The 23983-nt window shown below is 40.8% G+C and carries 15 protein-coding genes and 1 tRNA gene; 12 read left to right on the top strand and 4 right to left on the bottom strand.

The features are described from left to right. Positions 1 to 523 precede the first annotated feature (523 nt). Positions 524 to 1351 carry an SPFH domain-containing protein gene (locus tag AACW45_RS05020; protein ID WP_190631697.1) on the top strand — a complete coding sequence of 276 codons (828 nt, stop codon included), beginning with the start codon at positions 524 to 526 and terminating at the stop codon, positions 1349 to 1351. Here the strand turns inward: AACW45_RS05020 and folP are convergent. Both folP and tpiA read right to left on the bottom strand, forming a co-directional pair. Beyond that, complete coding sequence (gene folP / locus AACW45_RS05015) at positions 1348 to 2202, bottom strand: dihydropteroate synthase (RefSeq protein WP_190631695.1); 855 nt, start codon at positions 2200 to 2202, stop codon at positions 1348 to 1350. The genes AACW45_RS05020 and folP overlap by 4 nt on opposite strands. 202 nt (positions 2203 to 2404) lie before the next feature. After that, entirely contained in the window at positions 2405 to 3130 is a 726-nt protein-coding gene (gene tpiA / locus AACW45_RS05010) for a triose-phosphate isomerase (protein WP_190631885.1), read from the bottom strand. 168 nt (positions 3131 to 3298) lie between these two features. On the opposite strand from tpiA, the gene AACW45_RS05005 reads away from it, so the two are divergent. The 3 genes from AACW45_RS05005 (at position 3299) to AACW45_RS04995 (ending at position 5991) form a co-directional block, all read left to right on the top strand. Then, positions 3299 to 3463, top strand: a complete 165-nt coding sequence (locus AACW45_RS05005) for a hypothetical protein (RefSeq protein WP_190631693.1) — start codon at positions 3299 to 3301, stop codon at positions 3461 to 3463. 91 nt (positions 3464 to 3554) lie between these two features. Then, complete coding sequence (locus tag AACW45_RS05000) at positions 3555 to 4157, top strand: hypothetical protein (protein WP_190631691.1); 603 nt, start codon at positions 3555 to 3557, stop codon at positions 4155 to 4157. 379 nt (positions 4158 to 4536) lie between these two features. Further along, positions 4537 to 5991, top strand: coding sequence for a GTP-binding protein (locus tag AACW45_RS04995; protein ID WP_190631689.1), 1455 nt, complete (start codon positions 4537 to 4539; stop codon positions 5989 to 5991). 186 nt (positions 5992 to 6177) lie between these two features. On the opposite strand, the gene AACW45_RS04990 is transcribed toward AACW45_RS04995, so the two are convergent. Both AACW45_RS04990 and AACW45_RS04985 read right to left on the bottom strand, forming a co-directional pair. Then, on the bottom strand, positions 6178 to 7611 hold the full coding sequence (locus AACW45_RS04990; protein ID WP_190631687.1) for a DnaJ domain-containing protein: 1434 nt from the start codon (positions 7609 to 7611) through the stop codon (positions 6178 to 6180). 71 nt (positions 7612 to 7682) lie between these two features. Further along, the gene (locus AACW45_RS04985) at positions 7683 to 8594 is read right to left on the bottom strand and encodes a WD40 repeat domain-containing protein (protein WP_190631685.1); all 912 of its coding nucleotides are present in this window, start codon (positions 8592 to 8594) and stop codon (positions 7683 to 7685) included. A 121-nt stretch (positions 8595 to 8715) separates the two neighbouring features. On the opposite strand from AACW45_RS04985, the gene AACW45_RS04980 reads away from it, so the two are divergent. The 8 genes from AACW45_RS04980 to AACW45_RS04945 all read left to right on the top strand — a co-directional run bounded on the left by AACW45_RS04980 (position 8716) and on the right by AACW45_RS04945 (position 23842). After that, the gene (locus AACW45_RS04980; RefSeq protein ID WP_190631683.1) at positions 8716 to 9813 is read left to right on the top strand and encodes a tocopherol cyclase family protein; all 1098 of its coding nucleotides are present in this window, start codon (positions 8716 to 8718) and stop codon (positions 9811 to 9813) included. A 33-nt stretch (positions 9814 to 9846) separates the two neighbouring features. After that, a tRNA-Arg gene (locus AACW45_RS04975) sits at positions 9847 to 9920 on the top strand. Between the two features lie 178 nt (positions 9921 to 10098). Next, positions 10099 to 11292, top strand: coding sequence for a site-specific integrase (locus tag AACW45_RS04970; protein WP_190631681.1), 1194 nt, complete (start codon positions 10099 to 10101; stop codon positions 11290 to 11292). Positions 11293 to 11400: 108 nt separating this feature from the next. Further along, positions 11401 to 11739 (top strand): hypothetical protein, encoded by a 339-nt coding sequence (locus AACW45_RS04965; RefSeq protein WP_190631679.1) that lies wholly within the window; start codon positions 11401 to 11403, stop codon positions 11737 to 11739. Positions 11740 to 12299: 560 nt separating this feature from the next. Further along, entirely contained in the window at positions 12300 to 16067 is a 3768-nt protein-coding gene (locus AACW45_RS04960) for a type I polyketide synthase (RefSeq protein WP_190631677.1), read from the top strand. A 59-nt stretch (positions 16068 to 16126) separates the two neighbouring features. Then, complete coding sequence (locus AACW45_RS04955) at positions 16127 to 16834, top strand: hypothetical protein (protein ID WP_199331057.1); 708 nt, start codon at positions 16127 to 16129, stop codon at positions 16832 to 16834. Between the two features lie 279 nt (positions 16835 to 17113). Continuing rightward, complete coding sequence (locus AACW45_RS04950) at positions 17114 to 18868, top strand: SDR family NAD(P)-dependent oxidoreductase (RefSeq protein WP_190631674.1); 1755 nt, start codon at positions 17114 to 17116, stop codon at positions 18866 to 18868. Positions 18869 to 18925: 57 nt separating this feature from the next. Further along, complete coding sequence (locus AACW45_RS04945) at positions 18926 to 23842, top strand: PfaB family protein (RefSeq protein WP_190631672.1); 4917 nt, start codon at positions 18926 to 18928, stop codon at positions 23840 to 23842. The last annotated feature ends 141 nt before the right edge of the window (positions 23843 to 23983 follow it).

Genomic DNA, 23983 nt, shown 5'->3' with positions numbered 1-23983 from the left:
GAGCTACAGATAATCGTTGATTGTCGAATTGGTGAGGTACAGATAATCGTTGATTGTAGGGGCACTGGCACTGCCATGCCCCGAAGCGCGTACTCATTTATCTGAAACACACTGTATTTGAAATTTCAACAAGTACCTCAGGAATTAGTGAATTAGGAGTAGGTTGGGTTGAGGCTTTGCGAAACCCAACATATTTCAACTATCGTACCATCAGCCGTAATCATCGTATTCAATGGTTTCAATCCCTTCGCGCATTCTGCCAAGAAAATTTTGGTTTTAGATAGGATAGGGGTGAACCGGGCTGCGAGCTAGATACCTTGCCAGGATGTAAGCAAGATGCTTTAATAGCGGGTGCATTCAGCCACATTGCTTTGATTGTAGCAAACCAGCTGCAACCGACGAACCAATGTTTAAGCTGATGTTTAAAAAATTACAAACTCAAAACATTAGACTTAGAGATAGGACAAGATAGTACCATGTCCTTTAAACTAAAATTTCTCCAAAAGCAAGCATAGGAGCATCTATGGAGCCAATCATTGCTATAGTCTTTGCACTTATAGGTTACGCCTTAGGATCGGCAAAGTTAATTAACCAGGGTAATGTCGCCTTGGTGGAAAGATTAGGGCGATATCACCGCAAACTTAATCCGGGGTTGAACTTTATTGTTCCCTTGGTGGATCAGATTGTCATGGAAGATACTACCAGAGAGCAATATATCGACATTAAGCCCCAGAATGTAATCACTAAAGATAATATTTATCTAGAAGTTGATGCTATTCTCTATTGGCGGATTAAAGATATAGAAAAGAGCTTTTACGCCATTGACGATTTGCAAGGCGCACTGGTACAGTTAGCCCACACCACACTCCGAGAAATTATTGCGCAGAATACTGTCGAAGAAACCAATGTTTCCCGCCGGGAGATGGATAAAGCCATTTTAGATCAGTTAAATGAAACAACTGCTGGTTGGGGTGTGGAAATTATCCGCTTGGATATTCAGCGCATTACCCCACCAGAAAGTGTACGCAAGTCAATGGAAGAAGAACGCGCTGCCGAAATTAAAAAACGGGCGCTGATTTCGGAAGCAGAAGGCGAACGGCAAGCGGCAATTAAGAAAGCTGAAGGAACTATGACTTCCATGCAGATAATTGCCGAAGCTTTGCGTACCAATCCAGAAAGTAAGGAAATTCTGCGTTATTTAGTAGCTCAAGACTATATCAACGCTAGCTACAGATTAGGCGAAAGCCCTAATGCTAAAGTTGTCTTTGTCGATCCCGGTAAAAGTGGAGACTTGATGAAAGAGGTAATTGCTGAATCAGCCACTCATGAAGGCAATGGTAATGGCGGTTAGTCTGGTGCTGAATGCCGATATATGGCATCAGTTACCAGCAAGACATCGCGCATTTCTTTGACATCATGAACGCGGAGGATATCAGCGCCATAAAAAATCGCCGCACAGCAAGCCGCAGCTGTGCCCCAAACTCTTGCTTTGGCATCCGGTTGATTTAAAATTCGCCCAATAAAACTTTTACGCGATGGCCCTACTAAAATAGGGCAATTTAGTGCTTTCAATAAATCCAAGCGGCGAAAAATTTCTAAATTTTGCTCATAATTCTTAGCAAAACCAATACCAGGATCGATTATAATCTTCTGCTCATCAATGCCCACAGCCATTGCCGCAGTAATTTGCTGTGCGAGAAAATTATAAATTTCTGTCATTAAATCTTGATAATCAGTTTGTTGTTGCATATTCTGCGGATTTCCCCGGATGTGCATCAACACTATCGGCACTCCCAAGCTGGCTACTGTGGGTAACATTTGCGGGTCAAATGTGCCGCCAGAAATATCATTAATTAAATCAGCACCAGCCGCCACAGATGCTTTTGCTACTTTTGCTCTAGTTGTATCTACAGAAATAGGTAGGTCAATTTCTGCCCGTAGCGCTTGCACAACTGGAAGGACGCGCTGCAATTCTTCTTCCAGAGTGATTTGCTCTGCCCCTGGGCGCGTGGATTGTCCACCGACATCAATAATATCCGCACCAGCAGCTACTAGTGCTTTCGCTTGGGCTACAGCTCCATGAATATTATTAAATTCCCCGCCATCGCTAAAGCTATCTGGCGTAACATTTAACACGCCCATGAGGTAAGTCTGCTGTCCCCATTGGAAACAGCGCCCCCGGATTTTGAGGTGAGGTAACATATTTGCTGATTTAGGAATGGGGACAAGGAGGACAAGGAAGACAAGGAGGACAAGGAATTTTAGATTTTGCGAAAAGTCGGAGCGCCGGCTTCCGGCGATCTGAACTTTTCAAGACAGATTTGCGATTTTGGATTCCAATCTAAAATTTAAAATCCAAAATCCAAAATTGTTTTAATGCCCCATGCCCAATGCCCTATGCCCATTACTTATAATTGACAATTCTGGCGAAACTGTCAGCTTCGAGGCTAGCGCCGCCGACGAGAACGCCATCGATTTCTGGTTGAGCCATAATTTCATCAATATTATTGGGCTTAACTGAGCCACCATATTGAATGGAAACGTTAGCATTGGTCAACTGACTGCGAATGATGCCAATTACCCGATTTGCTTCTGTGGCTTCACAAGTGTCACCTGTGCCAATTGCCCAAATGGGTTCGTAAGCAATTATTAAGTTATTTTGATCGACATCTACTAGACCTTTCTCTAGCTGACTGATAATCAAGGATTCGGTTTTGCCACCATCTCGTTGTTCTTTGGTTTCGCCTACACAGAGAATGGGGGTAAGACCAGATTTCTGTGCAGCTTTTAACCGGAGGTTAACGGTTGCGTCTGTTTCGCCAAAATATTGTCTGCGTTCGCTGTGACCTACAATGACAAAGCGCACCCCGATTTCTGTCAGCATGGGGCCAGAAATTTCTCCTGTGTAGGCTCCATTTTCTTCCCAGTGGACATTTTGCGCGCCCAGTTGAACGCGGCTACCATGCAAATACTTGGACAATATGCTTAAGTCGGTGAAAGGAGGACACAGTAATACTTCGCGATTGTCTGGTGTCTCCTCTAGGTGAGGCAAAAATCCGCGTAAAAACTCTTCGGATTCTGCCTGGGTTTTGAACATTTTCCAGTTACCGGCAATAACTATTTTCCGCACAGGTGATTTAGTCAAGTTCCTAACGCTATTTAGATGCATTTTTCAATGTACTACTTTTTCGGACAATCCTCTTGCCTTAACCTTTAAACTACCTATTGGGATATTAAATCCTCAGTGCGTGGGTTAATATTTGTGATATTTGTGACTTTGTATGGCTTGGGGATAATAATGAATTTTCAGCCAGGAATGTCTAATTATGCCAGGGTGCGAGCTGTGATGGTAACTTGGGGATGCGTTGGCGAAGCCCACCGTTCGCGTAGCGTTCCGCAGCAAAGGTATCGCACTTTTTCACTTATTTCATTTTATCTCAAACAAAAAATACTTGCTGCATAAGTGAATGTACGGTGAATGAGCGATCGCGCAGAATCTCAGGCTAAAGACGTTAGGCTAGAAATACATTTGCTAGCTATAAAAATTTCTAACTATGCCCTACAGTCAATTTACCATTGAAAAAGTGAAACAAGATTTTCACCTGACTACTGTAGAGGGAGTACGCTTTTTTCCTGACTCGCTCCAACCTATACAACCTAGTCCCAGACTGCAAGCTATTTTAGAAGATTTACCTTGGGCGATCGCAGTGGATACAGAAAAAGCTCGTTCTGAGGTGATTATTAATCCCGTATTACTAGAAGTGCGGCGCATCCTCAAGGCTTCAATTAGCGTCTTTTCTGGGGAGGAATTTAACGTTGACGCCAGTATCGGGTTGAATGGTGTATGTGATTTTTTAATCAGTCGTTCTCCCGAACAGTTAACAGTGGAAGCACCTGCGATTGTAATTGTTGAGGCGAAAAAATCTGATTTAAAATCGGGAATTGGACAATGTATGGCGGAAATGGTAGCCGCACAAAAATTTAATGAAGCTAAAGGACAATCGATTACAGCAGTTTACGGTACAGTCAGCAGTGGTACGCAATGGCGATTTCTCAAGCTGGAAGGACAAACTGTCACTATTGATTTAACCGATTATCCGCTCCCACCGTTAGAAACTGTTCTGAGTTTTCTGGTGTGGATGGTGAAAGCAGGGTGAAGCAGGAATAGTGTGTTTTTCTCTGTCAATGCCTGCTAAAACACACTAGGATCGGAATTGAGTTGTGCAGGTAGTCAGGAGGAGAAAGAAAATAACTTTATTTATTAAACCGCCAAGACGCCAAGAGCGCCTTCTCTGCGAGAGGCTTCCGCCAACGCGCAGCGTCTCCCCTTGGGAGAAGAATTCTGAAATTGTGTATAAGTCATATAGAACTGATGCACAAACTACGGAAGAATCGAACCACGTTCGCGAAGCGTCTCGTAGAGAAGACACGAAGAAATAAGAGTGTCAAAGGTATTTTGCGTAAGTCCTGTCATATATATTTATACTTTTATTCCCTTCTGCCATCTGCCCTCTGCCCTCTGCCTTTTGATAAACCATGACTTCGATATTGCCCGAACCTCATCACAGCAATTCACCCAACTGGGAGGAAGAATTAGATAGTGCCATTTTTAGTTTTGAGGATATTCAAACAGAACTCAACTATAAACGGGCACAAACGGCGTTACGTAATTTAGTAGCTAATCTCGACCTCTCCCCCCAAGAAAAGCGGGGTTTAGAGACAGAAATTGACGATTTGGAAACCATGCTAGGGAAATTAGACCGCATGGTACTACAAATTGCTGCTTTTGGCATGGTGGGACGGGGGAAATCTTCGCTATTAAATGCTTTAGTGGGACAACCTGTGTTTGAAACCGGGCCGTTACATGGGGTAACTCGCGATGCACAAACGGTGAATTGGAGTATCAGCGAAGAGTTAATTGGCGAAACAGAAAAAGCTTTGCGGGTGACTTTACCTGCTGGGGGTCAATCGCAGGTAGAATTAATCGATACGCCGGGATTAGATGAAATTGATGGCGATACCCGTACAGCTTTAGCGGAACAGGTAGCAAAACAGGCAGATTTGATTCTGTTTGTGATTTCTGGGGATATGACAAAGTTAGAACATCAGGCGCTTTCGCAGTTGCGGGAAGCTGGTAAACCAATCATTCTGGTGTTTAACAAGGTAGACCAATATCCCGAAGCGGATCGGATGGCAATTTATCATAAAATTCGAGATGAGCGGGTAAAGGAATTAGTCTCGCCTTTAGAAATTGTCATGGCGGCTGCTTCACCATTGGTAAAAACGGCGGTGATGCGGGCTGATGGTAGTCGCGGTATTCAGTTACGGACGGGGAATGCGCAAATTGATGAACTAAAGCTGAAAATATTAGAAATTCTCCAACGAGAAGGTAAGGCGTTAGTGGCGTTAAATACTATGCTTTACGCAGATGTGGTGAATGAGCAATTAGTCCAGCGTAAACTGATGATTCGCGAACAAAATGCCAATCAGCTAATTTGGAAAGCGGTGATGACTAAGGCATTAGCGATCGCACTTAATCCGGTGACTGTTGTTGATATACTGAGTAGCATTGCTATCGATATTTTTCTGATTTTGGGATTGTCTAAGCTTTACGGTATTCCCATGACTGAAGCCGGGGCTGTACAATTGCTGCAAAAAATTGCCTTGAGTATGGGCGGTATTGGTGTCAGTGAACTCTTGGCTAATTTAGGTTTAAGTGGGTTAAAAACAATACTGGGAATTTCGGCAACGGCAACAGCAGGTGTAGCTATCGGCCCTTATATTTCCGTAGCTGTTACCCAAGCTGGGGTTGCTGGCGTTTCTTCCTACGGAATTGGACAGGTAACAAAAGCTTACTTAGCTAATGGTGCGACTTGGGGGCCTGATGGGCCGAAAGCGGTAATTAGTCAGATTTTATCAACTTTGGATGAAACTTCCATTCTCAACCGGATTAAAGAAGAATTAAAGCTGAAGGTAAAATTGAAGAATTGAAAATTGCGATCGCATTAGGGACTTACAAAAAATAAATTACCCATATTTCGTAGTGCGAGCAGCGTTCGACTGAGCGCTCACGCCGAAGTCTTGCTCGCTGGTGTTTAAAAGCGAGCGAGACGCTCGCACTACAAATTGATTGGGTATTTAAAAAATTGGATGTCCCTTATCCCAAATTAGGTATCGTTAAGTAACACATTGCCAAACTTTAATTGTCATATCACGGCTACCACTAACAAGGGTTTTACCATCGGGACTGAAAGCCAAACAGTTAACCCAGTCGGTATGATGAGCTAAAGTATAAAGCTGTTGTCCTGTTTTCACATGCCATATTCTCACAGTATGGTCGGCGCTACCGCTAGCTAGATACTCACCATCAGGACTAAAAGCCACAGCCCAAACATAACTGTGATGTCCGGCGAGGGTGTTAATTTCCTTAGCTGTACTGGGATTCCATAGCTTGAGAGTTTGATCGTAACTGCTACTGGCTATAATTTGCCCATCGGGACTAATGGCGACACCTGTTACCCAACTGGAATGTCCCACCAATGTCAGCAACAGTTTTTTACCTTTGACTTTCCAGATTTTGACAGTGCGATCGCCACTTCCACTAACTAATATATCCTGGTTAGGAGACATAGCCAGGGAATAAACTACATCAGCATGTCCTTTGAGAACTTGGAGTAATTGCCCCATAGCTATATGGGTAATTTTAATTGCATTATCTGTACCGCCGCTATATAGAGTTTGTCCATCAGCACTAATAGCAACAGCAACTACAGGGGTTGAATGTACCTTAATTGTGTTGATTAATTTCCCTGTAGATACTTGCCAAATATTAATATTTCCATCATTACTACCACTAACTAAGGTTTGACTATCTGAGCTAAAAGCTAGACATCTGACCCATTTACTATGACCAGTTAAAGTATGTAATAATTGCCCTGTTTGCAAATGCCAAATTTTCACAGTTTTGTCGCTTGTGCCACTAGCAATATATTGTCCATCTCGACTAATTGCTGTTGCTAAAACCCAACCTAAATGATTTAAAGTATTTACACATTTCCAAGGTGAACTTTGATTTTGTGAATCAGAGGTTGGTGGCTTTGGTGATGATGTAGGTTGAGGCGGTTTGATTTTCTGTTGAAGTTCTAATTTGGCAGCATTTTGGAAATCAGATTTAGCTCGATTTTCATAGCCTAATTTTGAGCAAGCTAAACCACGATATTTATAAGCTTCAAAGTAATTGGGATTGAGGCGAATCGCTTGACTAAAATCTTCAATTGCTTCTGTATATTTGCCTTGTTGAGCATTTTTAATGCCGCGTTGATAGAAAGTTTCGGCATTAGATTGATAAGCATCAACCTTGATATCCTCTGTTGACGAAGATTTATTTGCAGATTGATTTATCGTCGCCTCTGCTGGATGAGACTTTAATTTATCGTAAGCTTGATTAATTTCTTTAATTTTTTCCTCTGCTACCAGCTTTTGCTGCGGTTCCAGAAAACTATCTGGATGCCAAATTTTGGCGAGACGGCGGTAAGCTTGCTTGATGTCTTGGGGTGATGCATCAGGTTTCAATTCCAGAATTTGGTAGGCACGATTGATATCAAGGCGCATACTGGGATATAGGTAGGTAACAGATTGAAACTATGCTTAGTATTCCCAAAAATCTGCTTGATATGACTGCTTCATGAAAAAGGGAAGAGTGTAATAGTTTTATCTTTATTGCCGCTAGCTAACAGCTTACCATTGGGACTAAAGGCAACTGCATAAACATCACCATCGGGAGATGAAAAGGTAGAGAGTTCTTTGGGATTATTTACTTGCCATACTTTGATTGTTTTGTCTTGACTACCACTGGCTATAATTTTGCTATTTGGATGAAAGGCGACAGAACAAACACGATCTAAATGTCCTGTAAAGGTGTGCAATTCTTGACCATTTTCTACATGCCATAACTTTATTGTTTTATCCCAACTACCACTTGCTAATGTTTTACCATCTGGACTGAAAGCTAGAGAATTAATTCCACCAAACCAGTCAGCATGACCAATAAGAGTTAAAGCTTTTTGTTTAGTCAAGTACCAAAGTTTAATAGTTTTATCATTACCAGCACCTCCACTAGCTAAAATATTACCATCTGGACTGAATGCAACACATAAAACATCATCTGTATGTCCCTTAAGTGAGTATAATTCTCTGCCTGTTTCTAACGACCACAATTTAACAGTTTTATCTTTACTGCTGCTAGCTAAAGTTTTGCCATCTGGGCTAAATGCAACAGCATAAACCTTATCTTCATGTCCTATGAATGTGCTAATTTCATTTCCGTTGTTCACATCCCATAATTGAATAGTTTTATCATCGTTAGCACTAGCTAATTTTTTGCCATCGGGACTAAAAGCTACTGAATTCACGCCTCCAAACCAGGAAGATTCTCTGAGTTTCAGGGTGCGAGATTCTTGATTAGCTAAATGCCAAATTTTTATAGTTTTGTCATCACTACCACTGGCTAGCATTTCGCCATTAGGGCTAAAGACAACAGACTTTACTTGATCTGAATGTCCTTTCAGGCTGTGTACAAATATTAAATCTTGCATAGCTAAGTAACGTATAAATTTACACTCACTCTATTGTAATAACCTTGTTCGTGAAATTGCGATCGCGATCGCTAAACAAACGCTATTGTGCATACTGGGAAATAGACAACACATTGAAACTATGCTTAGTATTCCCAAAAATCTACTTGATATGACGCAAACACCCCATGCTGGTTATCATTGGGATGGTAGCGATCGCCGTTTTTTTGAAGGGTGGTATTATCGCGTTACTTTACCCGATTGTGGGCAAACTTTTGCTTTTATGTATTCTATTGAAGACCCTATCGGTAATCAACCTTATAGCGGTGGTGCAGCGCAAGTCTTAGGGGCGAATGATGAATATTTATGTCGGACTTTCCCAGATGTAAAAAAATTCTGGGCGAGTAAGGATGTGTTAGCTTTAGGTCATTGGGGACAAACAGATTTAACCACTAAACCTTTTTACCTTCTCCCCCCAGAGTTTACCAGCCACATTCAACAAGGTTATCAAGCTACAGCGACTTTAAATCAGGGCATAATTAGCGATCCGGCTACTGGTAAATACTGCCGTTGGGAGTATGAAATTAAGCCAGTATATTGCTGGGGTAATCATGGCAGTCTACAACAATCAACTGCTGGCTGGGTATCATTTTTACAAATTTTTGAGCCGGGATGGCAGATTTTAATGGCTCACGGTTTAGCTAGCGGTTGGATTGATTGGAATGGGAAAATATACGAATTCACTAACGCCCCAGCTTATGGTGAGAAAAATTGGGGCGGTGCGTTTCCTAAAAAATGGTTTTGGTTAAATTGTAATAGCTTTGATGGCGAAGCAGATTTAGCATTAACCGCCGGGGGTGGCAGACGGGGTGTATTGTGGTGGATGGAATCTGTCGCGATGATTGGCTTGCATTATCAAGGTAAGTTTTATGAATTTGTACCTTGGAATTCACAAGTTACATGGAATATTCAGCCTTGGGGAAGATGGGAAATGCAAGCGAGAAATTCCCATTATGAAGTTGAGTTAATTGGAACTACAGATTTACCGGGTACACCTTTACGTGCGCCAACAGCAGAGGGTTTAATTTACTGTTGCCGAGATACTATGCAAGGCAAACTAAATTTGCAATTGCGTGATGTTAGTGAAGGTAAATCTCAAATTATTCTTCAAGCACAAAGTTCTTTATGTGGCGTAGAAGTTGGTGGTGGTTCTTGGGATGAGGCGTGGCAGTCTAGTTAGCAATACTGCTATTATTATATATGGTTACTAATTGGGGCTGTGGCTCAGGTGGATAGAGCAAGCGCCTCCTAAGCGCTAGGTCGTGCGTTCAAGTCGCACCAGTCCCGTAGATATCCTAAATCCCTGGAATCCTTGTCTTTAATAGGTTTCGGGGATTTATTTTTTTGTCTATTTGCTGAAATATAGTACAGAAGCACTGTCTAGCATTTGTTAAACAACCCAAATTGACTATCAAATGACTATCATAAATATGGTAGGTTAGAGTTAGCGTCTAAGATATTCATTATGCAATCAGGAAAACGTAATAGTAAAGGTTCCGTCATAGTTAACAGTTTTCGTAATCGCTTGCGGTTGCAGTTACCGCGACAATTATTTAATGGAAAGCAAAAATACTTAACTTTGGGACTAGATGACACACCAGGGAACCGCCAGATAGCGGAAGCCAAAGCCAAAGAGATAGAGAGAGACATTCAAGCTAATATTCTGGTTCCAGGGACATTTGACTACACATTAAATAAATACCGTCCTGAATCCTTTCGATTAGTAGAAGCAGAGAAATCAGAATATCCTGTTAGCCTTAATGAAATTTGGGAACAATTTATAGAACACAAAAAGAAAATCTCATCACCCAGCACAATGAGATTTCAATATAGAGTTTTTAGCAACTACCTATCAAAGTTACCTACTCATGATTTAGAGAAAGCAGTTGAAATTAGGGATTGGGTTTTAAGTAATATTCCTCCAGAATCGGCTAAAAGGTTTATTGTGCGTTTAAGTGCTTGTTGTGATTGGGCAATTGAGTCTCAAATTATTACTAATAATCCTTTTAAGGGCATGTCTAGTAAAATCACAATTCCTAAATCTCAAAAAAATGATGATGGCGAAATAAACCCATTTAGTGTATATGAAAGAGATTTAATAATTGAAGCATTTAGGAGTAATAAATTTTGTTCTAAATACTCTAGAGTTAAGCATTCTTATTATGCTGACTATGTAGAGTTCTTATTTCTCACTGGTTGTAGACCTTCAGAAGCGATCGCACTGGAGAGAAAAAACATTTCTAGCGACTTTAGATATGTAACATTTGATAGTGCAGTTGTGCTAACAGACAACGGATTAGCCAAAAAATCAGGATTAAAGACTCAAGAGAAAAGGAGATTTCCGGTTAATCAAAAACTCAAACCTATAATTGAAAGAGTATGCGAAGGTAAAAACAATGATGATATTTTGTTTCCTAGCCCTCAAGAGAAAACTTACATTGATACTGGCAACTTTAGAAACCGTGTATGGAAACCTGTACTAGATGGATTAGGAATTGAATACAGAAAACCTTATCAAACTAGACACACTTTTATTACCTTAGCGCTAGAAAATGGATTAGATGCGAAAGATGTCGCTAGATTAGTTGGTAATTCTCCTGAGATAATTTATAAACACTATGCAGGTAATAAAAGAGATTTGTTTGTTCCAGAGTTTTAACTACCCCACTAGAAAATTATACCAGTCAAAAGAATGCACCAGATTGTAGGGGCACTGGCACTGCCATGCCCTCATGAATATTTTGATGTGTCGCTTTGATTATTTGATTTGGTATTATATTGCCACATTGTCAGCAAGCCACCCTACTACAAACACGATCGCACTTCCTCCGCTCCTTGTCACAAGAGCGATCGCTACAATATCTCTTATATCGCAGATGGCTATCGGATGAAGTTAATCGATCGCATTGCATCGGATGAGGTTTTAGAACAGGCGTTGCCAAGGATGTGTGACAAACGCGCCCACCATCATTTTAATTCGGATGTTTGGCAGGTGCGGCGGTGGTGGCAGGAGAAAAAATTACGTTTACAGCAGCTATTACGGGCAGGAAGCTATCAGTTTCGGGAATTACGATTGTTTTGGGGTGAAGATGAGCGGGTCGAGTAAGGGATTGGGGAAAACGACCAAAACGCTGGACACACAACCGTAACCCAGAATATCCCGAACAAGGAACCCCCCAAGGGGGAGTGCTAACATCGCGCTCAACGGGATAGAAGACATACAAAAAATAAATTACCCAAATTCCGTAGTGCGAGCAGCGTTCGACTGAGCGCTCACGCCGAAGTCTTGCTCGCTTTTAAATACCAGCGAGCGAGACGCTCGCACTACAAATTGATTGGGTATTTAAAAAATTGGATGTCCCTAGAAGACATACATCAAGCAGTCCGCTACGCAGATGATCTGGTGGAAAACTGAAAAAACAAAAATCTCCATTTTTGGCAGAAAATAATCCATGGTCTCAGGGGTTGAATCAAACTAAACTCAAGGTATAGAGAATTTAGGATTTGTAATTGATGTATTCGGTCAACACTGAATATAGCAAGAATCAAAATTGTAAATTTATGCAAATTGAATTGATTCAATATATCTAACTCCAAATATTTATGTAAATGTCAGACTTTTAAAATTTATTCCTATTGCTCGTCATTGGAGAACACATCACGAACATGGCTGCCCAACAATTGACCCCAAAAAATTCTGTTTTACAACAAACGCCCATTGCCATTATTGGTATGTCAGCTTTGTTTGCCAAATCCAAGAATTTACAAGAATACTGGGAAAACATTCTAGCTCAAGTAAATGGTATTTCTGAAGTTCCAAAAACAGCTTGGAGCATTGAAGACTATTACGATCCCGATCCCACAACTCCTGATAAAACTTATGCTAAAGCGGGGGGATTCCTCCCAGAAATCGATTTTGATCCTATAGAATTTGGATTGCCTCCTGATACTATTGAGGCTTTAGATTCAGCAAATTTACTATCTTTGGTATTAGCAAAACAAGCCTTAAAAGATGCTGGTTATGGTGAAGGAAAAGAATTTAATCGAGAAACCACAGGGGTAATTTTAGGGGCTAGTGGACTTTGGAAAAGTATTACTCCATTAACCACTCGCTTACAGTATCCCGTATGGGAAAAAGTTTTAAAAAATAGTGGTTTATCACCAGAACAGACCGAAAAAATTATTGAAAAAATGAAGGCAGCTTTTGTGCCATGGACAGAAAATTCTTTCCCCGGTATGTTGCCTAATGTAGTAGCAGGAAGAATCACCAATCGTCTAGATTTGGGAGGAACGAACTGCGTTGTTGATGCGGCTTGTGCCAGTTCTTTAAGTGCTTTAAAAATGGCAATTAGTGAACTGATTGAAGGTCGTTGTGACATGATGTTGACGGGGGGGTTTGATACAGATAACTCCATCCTCAACTACATGTGTTTTAGTAAAACCCCAGCTTTTTCTAAAAAAGACTATCTTAATCCCTTTGATGCCACATCCGATGGCATGATGGTAGGTGAAGGATTAGGAATGTTAGTTCTCAAGCGTCTGGCAGATGCAGAACGAGACGGCGATCGCATTTATGCAGTAATTAAAGGTATTGGTACTGCCAGTGATGGTCGCTACAAGAGTATATATGCTCCTCGTCCAGAAGGGCAAATGAGAGCTTTACGGCGAGCCTATGAAGACGCAGGATTTTCACCCGCCACTCTGGGATTAATGGAAGCCCATGGTACAGGCACACCAGCGGGAGACTTATGTGAATTTACGGCTCTCAATCAAGTTTTAACGGAAAATCAAGCAGCAAAACAACAAATTGCCCTTGGTAGTGTGAAATCGCAAATCGGTCACACCAAAGCTGCGGCTGGTGCTGCCAGCTTAATTAAAGCTACCCTAGCCTTACATCATAAAATCCTCCCGCCCACGATTAATGTTACTGAACCCAATCCTAAATTCAAAATCGAAGAGTCTCCCTTTTATCTCAACACAGAAACCCGTCCCTGGATGCAAAAAGGCGATACTCCCAGACGAGCTGGGGTGAGTTCTTTCGGATTTGGTGGTACAGACTATCATGTGGTTCTGGAAGAATATACCCCGACACTTCCCCAAGGAGGCGATCGCATCCATTCCACAGCCCAATCTATTTTATTGTGGGCTGATACACCACAAGAATTATTTCACAAGTGTCAAGCTACTCTTGAGCAACTGCAATCAAACAACGGCGGCGAACAATATCACCAACTGCAAAATCAGAGTAAAACAGCCCTCATCCCCCAAACATCAGCCCGTGTTGGCTTTGTGGCTACCTCTTTAGAAGAAGCCCAAAAATTATTGAAAGCAGCCATCAAACAACTGCAAATCCAGCCCCAAGCCCAAGCCTGGGAACATCCCCAAGGAATTTACTACCGCCAAACTGGTTTATCCCTCCAGGGCAAAGTTGTGGCATTGTTCCCCGGACAAGGGTCTCAATATGTAAATATGGGGCGAGAAATTAGCTTGAACTTTCCAGAGATCCAACAAGCTTATCAAGCTCTGGATCAGTTGATGGCTCAGGATAACTTGCCAGCTTTATCTGATGTTGCCTTTCCGATACCAGCCTTTACCCCAGAAGCAATCAAGCAACAGTCCCGGCAGTTACAGCGCACAGAAAACGCTCAACCTGCCATTGGAGCCTTGAGCCTGGGATTGTATAAAATCTTGCAAAAAGTCGGATTTCAGCCAGATTTTGTCGCTGGCCATAGCTTTGGGGAATTAACCGCACTGTGGGCGGCTGGAGTTTTTAGCGATGAGGATTATTGTTACCTGATCAAAGCCAGGGGTCAAGCCATGGCTATTCCCCAAGCTAATAATGATTGCGATCAAGGTACGATGTTAGCTATCAGTGGTAATGTGGCGAAAGTCAAGCAACTGATCGCCGGCATGACAAAGGTGCAGATTGCTAATTATAATGCCCCCGAACAAGTCGTATTATCTGGTTCTCAACCAGAAATTGCCACCCTTGAGAAAGTGTTGAGCAAACAGGGCTATTCTGTCACTCCTTTACCTGTGTCTGCTGCTTTTCACACTCCCTTTGTTCAACATGCCAGTCAACCTTTTGCAGAGGCACTCAATCGGGTAAGGTTTAATGCTCCCAAAATTCCTGTCTATGCAAACATGACGGGTAACGCCTATCCTGCCGAAGCTACCGCCATCCGGTCACTTTTAGAAGCCCATCTGTTGAATGCGGTTCAGTTTGTGCAGGAAATCGAAAATCTTTATGCTCAAGGAGGTTATTGCTTTGTTGAAATTGGGCCTAGGCAAATTCTGACCAACTTAGTTAAGCAGACATTAGGCGATCGCCCCCATGTCGCCATTGCCCTTAACCCCAGTCGTCAGAAAGATAGTGATGTCCAACTACGTCAAGGAGTTATCCAACTACGGGTAATGGGATTATCCCTGAGGGATCTTGATGCTTCTCCCGTAAAATTTACTGCTCAAACCAGTAAATCTAAAGGTTTATCTATTAAGCTCAATGCCACTAACTACATCAGTGACAAAACGAAAGCTGGCTTTGAATTTGCTTTCAAACCTGAGCCTTTGGTGCAACCAGTTTCAACCCCTGTGGAAGAAGTTGAGTCTGATACAGCAAATGTTGTCTTAGACTCCCCTATTCAACCTTTGGTTGCTTCATCAGCTGATGAAGTTGCCATTACCCCCGTCTCTGTGATGGAAGACTCGATATCTCTACCACAAATTTACCATCAACCTAATTACGACTTTATTATTTCTGAGGATGAAGTAACTACAATGAATAACTCTACTCAAAATACTATCGCCCATCTTTTTCAACAGTTTTATCAACATCAAAGAGAAATCCTACAAGTTCACGAACAATACGTGAAGACTCAATCCCAAAGTTTTCAAGCATTTCTACAATTACTGCAACACAAGGAAATTCTGATTCCTCAAACTTTAACGCCTGCTGTTAAGCAACCAACAGTTGTTGTATCAGAATCAGTGGTATCTGAAGCTCCCAATGTACCTGCCGCACCCGTGGTTGAACTGCCTAAGCCAGCTCCTCAACCTGTAGCTGAACCTGTGCATATCTCCCATATTGCTAACTATTTAGAGCCTCGTCATTCTGCTCCTACTCCTGAACCCACACCAGTTGTCAGAGAAACTGCTTCTCCTGTAGCTAGTGACAGTTTCATCAGTAAAGCCTTACTGGAGGTTGTCAGCGATAAAACTGGTTATCCTACAGAAATGTTGGAATTAGAAATGGATTTAGAAGCCGATTTAGGAATTGACTCAATTAAGCGTGTGGAAATTATGGGAACTCTACAGGAGTCTTTTCCCCAATTACCCAAACTTAGCCCCGAAGAACTAGCAGAAAAGCGTACCCTCGCCCAAATTGTCCAATATTTGGCAGGGCAAATGATGGTGGCAGAAAAAAAAATAGCTTAGTGATGACGGCTCCGAGGATTCGGAGCCATGGAGAAATAGGACGTTATCAGGTGAAACTGATGTCTTTACCCGCCCCTGATTTTTGGAATCTTCCTACCAGCCCTTACCAAACTTGTTTATTAACCGATGATGGTTCATTAACAACAACGGAAGTAGCTCAATGTTTAAGCGATCGCGGATGGCAGGTGATAGTTCTCAGTTTCCCAAATTCTTTAGTTCCTAAGCGTCCTGTTCTTCCTGCTACGGTTCGGCGTGTGGTTCTGAGCAATTTGAGTGAAGAACATTTACAAGATCAATTAGCAGGAATTTTCCATACCTATGGTTTGATTGGAACTTTTATTCATTTACACCCTATCAGCCAGTGCCTTTGCCATCAGCCAAATCCGCTAGTAAATCCTGATAAGGCAATTCTTAAACAAGTATTTTTATTAGCCAAACATCTCAAATCTAGCTTAACTCAAGCGGCAAGCCAAGGAAGAAGTAGTTTTCTGACTTTAGCGCGTTTGGATGGAGAGTTTGGATTAAGTGAGCAAAAGGATTTTAGTGCAATTAGCGGCGGATTATTTGGATTAACCAAAACCTTAAATTTAGAGTGGCCTTCTGTCTTTTGTCGTTCCCTGGATATTAGCCCTGACTTAGACGCAACCACTACTGCTCAAATTATCCTGGCAGAATTGCACGATCCTAATGCTTTAATTCAAGAAGTGGGATATACCACAAAAGGTCGTGTTACTTTGACTTGTGAATTAGCTCCTTTAACGATTTAAATTCCCAGGAGTTTAGCAAAAATATTTTTAGGACTTACGCACCGAACATAAAAACCCTCACACGGGTGGTCAAAAGTCAAAAGTCAATGGTCAAAATTCATGTTTTTGGACTATGGACTATTGACCATTGACAAAAAGCATGAAAAATATCTGACACTGCGTAAGTCCTAATTTTAACTAAACTCCTCTCTATTTTTACCTGTTGACGACAGATTATTTTTGGTTTTATTTAACAGTTATAGGTCATAACTGAGAAATGCTAATTACTGGATTTATCCCATGAATACTAATACTAAACTGAATTCATCATCTGTCGTGATTGTGAGCGGTGGTGGCAGAGGAATAACCGCTGAATGTATGATTTATTTGGCTCAACAATATCAGTGTAAATTTATTTTACTTGGTCGTTCGGCAATTTTAGCAGAACCGGAATGGAGCATTGGTTGTGTTGATGAATCGGAATTAAAAAAACGAATTATGCAACACTTAATAAAACAGCAAGAAAAACCAACGCCGATCAAAGTGCAGAATCTTTATAAAAAAATTTGCCAAAATCGCGAGATTCATCAAACCCTAGCTGATATTAAAAAAGGAGGAGGTCAGGCAGAATATTTAAGTGTTGATGTCACAAATTCCTCGGCTCTCAAATCTGCGTTAGCTCCCGTGATTGGAAAATTTGGACAAATTACAGGCATTATTCATGGGGCAGGAAATCTAGCAGATAAGTTAATTGAGAATAAAACAGAACAGGATTTTGAAACTGTTTACAATGTTAAAATAGCAGGCTTACAGAGTTTATTAGATTGTGTAGACATTTCCCAATTAAAGTTTATTGCTTTATTTTCTTCTTTTGTTTCCTTTTATGGCAATGTCGGTCAATCTGATTACTCTTTAGCTAATGAAATTTTAAATAAGTATGCTTATTTGTTGCAAACCAAATATCCCAACTGCCATGTAGTTTCTTTTGGTTGGGGGCCTTGGGATGGAGGCATGGTAACACCGCAGCTAAAACAATTATTTGCAGGAAAAAATATTAAACTAATTCCTCTGAACGTAGGCGCAGAAATTTTGGCTGAAGAGTTAACCCAAAACCAGTCAAAAGTCCCCCAAATTATTGTTATGAGTCAAGGAATTTCTGTCTTACCAAAAGTTTTGAGTCCGGAAAAACATAGCTATCGTTTATATCGGCGCTTAACGTTGCAGAGTAATCCTTTTGTTTACGATCATGTGATTGGCGGTCATGCGGTTTTACCTGCTGTCTGTGCTTTAGCTTGGATGACAAATATTTGCGAACAATTTTATCCAGGTTATCATTTTTTGAGTTGTCAGAAATATAAGGTTCTCAAGGGTATTGTTTTTGATGAAAATTTAGCTAATTTATACTGTCTTGATTTAACAGAAATAGAAAAATCTGATGCAGAAATTCAGCTAGAAGCCTTGATTTGGAGTGAAACCGCTAAAGGCATTCCTTTATATCATTATCGCGCCTTGATTAACATTAGTAAAGCAGTGAATTCTCAACAATCTTTAACTTTTGCCGATGCTAATGCCGATCAATCTGGTTTGAACTTAGATCCTTATCAAGAAGGGATTCTATTTCATCAAAGGAGATTTAGAGGAATTAAAAAGATTCTGGAAATCACTGCTAATAAGTTAGTCGCTTTGTGTTTAGTACCAGAAATTTCTCCTGAGGAGCAAGGGCAATTTTTCACCCAATCTTTTAATCCTTACACGGCTGATATTTTCTTCCAGTGTTTATTAGTTTGGGTGAGAAAAACCTATGGTTTAGGTAGTTTACCTTTAGAACTAACAGCCCTAAAACAGTTTTTTACTCTTCCTTTTAACCAGGAGTTTTTGATTAACTTATCTATCAAAGAGCAGAGTGAAACTAAGGTAGTTGCCAGTGCGATCGCTTATGATGCTCACGGCAAAGTATATCTGGAAGCGACTAATATGCAAGTAACGACTAGTGCGCGTTTGAATCAGCTATTTCTCAATAATACGGTCACTGCTCAAAATCCCGTTTGTATGTAATTGGTTTCTTTCCCTACAAACTCAATCGTGTATTTGTCTTATTGGAGTATCTATTCTATGGAACATTCTCAACTTGCTATTGTTGGCTTAAATTGCTTTTTTAATCAGCCTTTTAATTCGCAAATATTTTCGGCTTTCATTTATAATGGCAAGACAATCAAAGATGCAGACATTAATCATCTTGATTACCCGCTACAATCCCCCCCTGATTCTTTTTCAGTTTTATCAAAAGTTGCTCATCAGGCTCTCGAAGACTGCAAAATAAATTCTCATAAAAAAGTTGCTGTAATTACTAATAATCCGGGAGATGTTTTAGCAAAGCATTTATCTAACCTTGGGAATTTTTCAGCGATTTCATTTAGTTTAGATGCTGAAAAAGATTGCTTACTCAAAGCTTTAGAAATCTCCCAAATTCTGTTAACAGCGAAAGAAGTTGATACGGTAATTATTAGTGTAGTCAACTCTGACCTGAATACTAATAATCTTAATGCGGGAGCCATCATTATCAAAGATTACCGGGTTGCACAACAAGATGGCGATCGCATTTATGCAGTACTTCAAAGCTTTACCCGGATTGCAGATAACTTCTATCCTTCATCAACGGCAATTCAACAAAGTTGTCAACAAGCTTTGCAACAAGCCAAAATTCACCCCTCAGATATTGGCTACATTGAAGTCTCCAACGAGGATATAGAAGGAGAAAATAGCCCAGAATTTCTCGGATTAATTAATGCCTATGCTGCGGCTAAACATGACTTAACTTGCGCAGTTGGGAGTGTGAAAGCAAATCTGGGTGATTTGGGTATTGCTGCGGGAGTAATTAGCTTAATCAAAACAGCCTTATGTATTTATAATCGTTATTTGCCGCCATACCCCCAATGGCAGCAACCCCAATATCCTGAAATTTGGCAAAATAGTCCTTTTTATGTACCTACAGTTTCTCATCCTTGGTTTTTGTCAACAGGACAGGAAAAGCGCCAAGCTGCCGTGAATTTGGTCACGGAAGATGGTACTTATGGTCATATTATTCTCTCAGAAGTTACGACCCAAACCAGCCGCAATCATGGCTATTTACCCTACGCTTCAGTTTACCTTTTTCCCATCGCTGCCAATGAGGCTTCATCTTTGCAGACACAACTAGATGATTTAGCTGCAAGGATTGAAACTAGTTTATCTTTACCTCATACTGCCCGAGAAAATTTTAGCCAGTTTCAAAGTCATTCCCAGTCTCGTTATGTGGTGGCGATTGTTGGTGAGAGCAAAGAAACCCTACAACGGGAGATTAAACAAGCAAAAAAAGGTATCGAGAAAGCTTTAAGCCAAGATAAACCTTGGAAAAGCCCGAAAGGAAGTTATTTTACCCCCAAACCCCTTGGTAAACAGGGAAAAATCGCTTTTGTTTATCCAGGGGCATTTAATTCCTATTTAGGCATGGGACGCAATCTTTTGCAATTGTTTCCCAAATTGTGGAATCGCATCACCAGTTTGATTAAAGATCCAGGGGAATTCTTACAAGCAAAACACCTCTACCCCAAAAGTCAACATTCTCTATCTCAGCGAGATTTAGAAGCCTTAGAAACTGAATTCATCGCCAACCCTTTATCCCTATTAGAAACCGGCACTGGTTTTGCGGTAATGTTCACAGACATTATGCAGCAGTATTTCCAAATTAAACCCCAAGTAGCTTTTGGTTACAGTATGGGGGAAAGTACCATGATGTATAGTTTGGGAGTTTGGTCTAATGCTGATGAAGGAAGTCAATTTATCCATGATTCCCCTCTATTTCACACTCGCTTAATAGGGACAAAACAAACAGTCTCAGAATATTGGGGTGAACCGGCTGGGGAAAATTTATGGAGTAGTCATGTGTTAATGGCTTCACCAGCAGCAGTAAAAGAATGCTTACAACAAGAACCACGAGTTTATCTTACTCATATTAACGCACCCCAAGAAGTGGTAATTGCTGGAGATCCCCAAGGCTGTTTACGGGTGATTGAACGTTTACAATGTGATGCTTTTCGTTCTCCCTCGGATATGGTGTTGCATTGTCAACCAATGGAATCAGAATTTGCTGCATTTAAGCAGCTGAACACTGTCAACATGGGAACACCCCCAGACACAGTATTTTATTCCTCTGCTAATTATCAACCGATTCCTTTAGAACAGTCTGCGATCGCGCAACACTTAACGCAAGGGGTGTGTCAACCCTTGGAATTTCCCCGTTTAATTAATCGCGCTTATCAAGATGGGGTGAGAATTTTCCTAGAGTTGGGATCTGGAGGTAGCTGTTCTCGTTGGATCTCAGAAACTCTCAATACAGAAGATCACCTCGCTGTATGTATCAATCGTCGAGGTGTAGATGACTTGACTGGTATTGTGAAGATGTTAGCTCAATTGGTGAGCCATCAAGTAGACCTGGATTTATCACCCCTCTATCTTTCTCAACAAACAGCAACCCAAGTAGTTACTTTGTCACAAAACTCTACTTTGGTAGCTTCTCTCCCCACGGCGAAAACAGATATTTCTCCTTGTTTATTCAATGAAGATGATATTTTAGAGTTTATTGAGGGCAAAGTATCTCAGGTGTTTGGCGAAAAATATCAAGAAATTGATAGCTATACTAGACGAGTGAGAATGCCTTCGCCTCCCTTTCTATTTGTCAGTCGTGTAACTCAATTAGAAGGGAAATTAGGAGATTATAAATCAGGATTTATTGAAACTGAATATGATATTCCCGAAGATGCTTGGTATGCGATTGATGGCCAGCTAACTGTTGGTATTTGTAAAGAAGCTGGTCATGGATTGTTAATGTTATTAAGTTATTTGGGAACGGATTTTGAAAATCAAGGAAAACGTTCTTTTCGCTTATTAGACTTATCAGCAACCTTTCTTTTTGAACAGCCAGAAGCGATAAAAACCTTGAAGTGTCGAGTCAAGATTACCTCTTCTGTTAAAACAGAAAAGAGTTTACTAGTCTTTTTCCAAGGAGAAGCTTTAATCGGCGATCAAGTGTGGATGAAACTCCATGATGGCTGTGCTGGACTCTTTTCTGATGAAGAATTAGAACAAGGACAAGGAATTGTTATTTCTGAAAGTGAAGAAAAACAACGCCAGCAAATTCAAAAGCAACAGTTTACACCTCTGCTCACTTGTTCTAAATCAAGTTTTACAGTTGACGATATTCTGCCTTTAACTGTCGGTAATTTGGGCAAATGTTTTGGGGAAAAATATCATCAAAATTCCTTAAATCCATCCTTAAGATTGCCACCAGAAAAATTATTGATGTTAGATAATGTGATCATGGTCAATCCCCAGGGTGGTTTAGCTGGACTGGGATTAGCCATTGGTTCAAAAGAAGTCACCCCTGAAGATTGGTATTTCTTCTGTCATTTCCGGAATGATCCCACCATGCCGGGGAATTTAATGATTGAAGGAAGTATCCAACTTGTGCAATTTTATTGTTTATTTTTAGGGTTACAAACTCGCACCAAAGATGCTCGTTTTCAAATAATTCCCGGCAAAACTCAAGCAGCACGTTTTCGAGGACAAGTTACCCCCCAAACAGGCACATTAATGTATCAAATGGAGGTATTAGAACTTGGATTGTCTCCTCAACCATATGCTGTGGCTAATGTGGATGTTATTTTTGGCGGAAGAACCATTGCTACTATTAAAAACATTGGTGTTCAACTTGTTGAAAAGCCACTTGCCATTTTTGGGCATGGGCAATGGGGCATGGGGCATGGGGAGGAAATCACCAATGCCCCATGCCCTATGCCCAAAGCGACGGGGCGGTTGTCCCTCTCTACCCACAAGGGGATGGAGTTTCCCGTCGCTTTCAATGAAGAACAACTAAAACAATTTGCCAGAGGCTCTGTTTCCGCTTGTCTTGGTTCCGAATTTGATATTTATGAAAATCGTCAATCTGTGCGCCTACCTAATGGAGATTTTCAGTTAGTAAGTCGGGTTTTAGAAATAGAAGGAAAACGCCATGAATTACCAAAACCTTCGCAAATAATCACAGAATATGATGTAAAACCTAATGCTTGGTTTTATGAACATAATGCTTATCCGACTTTGCCCTATTGCACCTATATTGAAATTGCCGGACAGCCTTGTATCTTCTTAGGGGTTTATATGGGGGCAACCTTATTATCTCCCGATGAAGATTTACATTTTCGTAATTTAGATGGGCAAGGAACAATTCTTAAAGAAATTGACCTCAGAAATAAAACGATTACTGATAAAGTCCGTCTCCTATCTACAACTGCTATTAAAGGGGCAATAATTCAAAAATTTGAGTTTGAATTATCCTGTGAAGGAGAGCCATTTTATCGTGGTAATATGGTCTTTGGTGACTTTAGCACCGCCGTCTTAGCAAATCAAGTGGGATTAGATGGCGGGAAACGTCTCAAACCTTGGTATCAAGAACAGAAAATTGCTGCCTTGAATTTGACGACAATTTCTTTAAAAGACCCCAATTGGCGGCAGAAATTATATCAAATTAATCCAAGTCGGCCTCATTATCGCCTCTCAGAAAAATATTTAGATTTTCTCGATGAACTGGTAATTGTTGAAGGAGGCGGAAACTATCAAAAAGGGTATCTCTATGCGCAAAAAGTAATTACCCCTGAAGATTGGTATTTTCCCTGCCATTTTTATCAAGATCCGGTGATGCCTGGAGCCTTGGGAGTTGAGTCAATTATCCAAGCTATGCAAGCCTATGCTTTGCAATTAGATTTAGGTAAATCATTGAAAAACCCTCGATTTGGCCAAGCGATTAATCATCAAATTACCTGGAAATATCGGGGACAAATTACCCCAGAAAATCGCTTGATGTCCTTAGAAGTGCATATTTCTGAAATTAAATATGAACCTGAACGCATCACGATTATTGGTGATGCAAGTCTTTGGAAAGAAGACTTAAGAATTTATGAAATTAAAGATATTGCTCTGTGCCTATCAGAAGCTTAATAAGCTGTTCTGCATTTAAGTTGCACATATGAATCGTGTTGGCTGTTGACACTTCGACAAGCTCAGTGCGGCGCGGTTGACAGTGAACGGTTAACAGTCAACAAGCGAGAGCGAGTAGTTATGCAATTTAAACGCGCATTA

Source organism: Calothrix sp. FACHB-168, assembly GCF_963889195.1.
Taxonomy (GTDB): Bacteria; Cyanobacteriota; Cyanobacteriia; order Cyanobacteriales; family Nostocaceae; genus Aulosira; species Aulosira anomala_A.
This window is presented reverse-complemented; position numbering and strand designations above follow the sequence as displayed.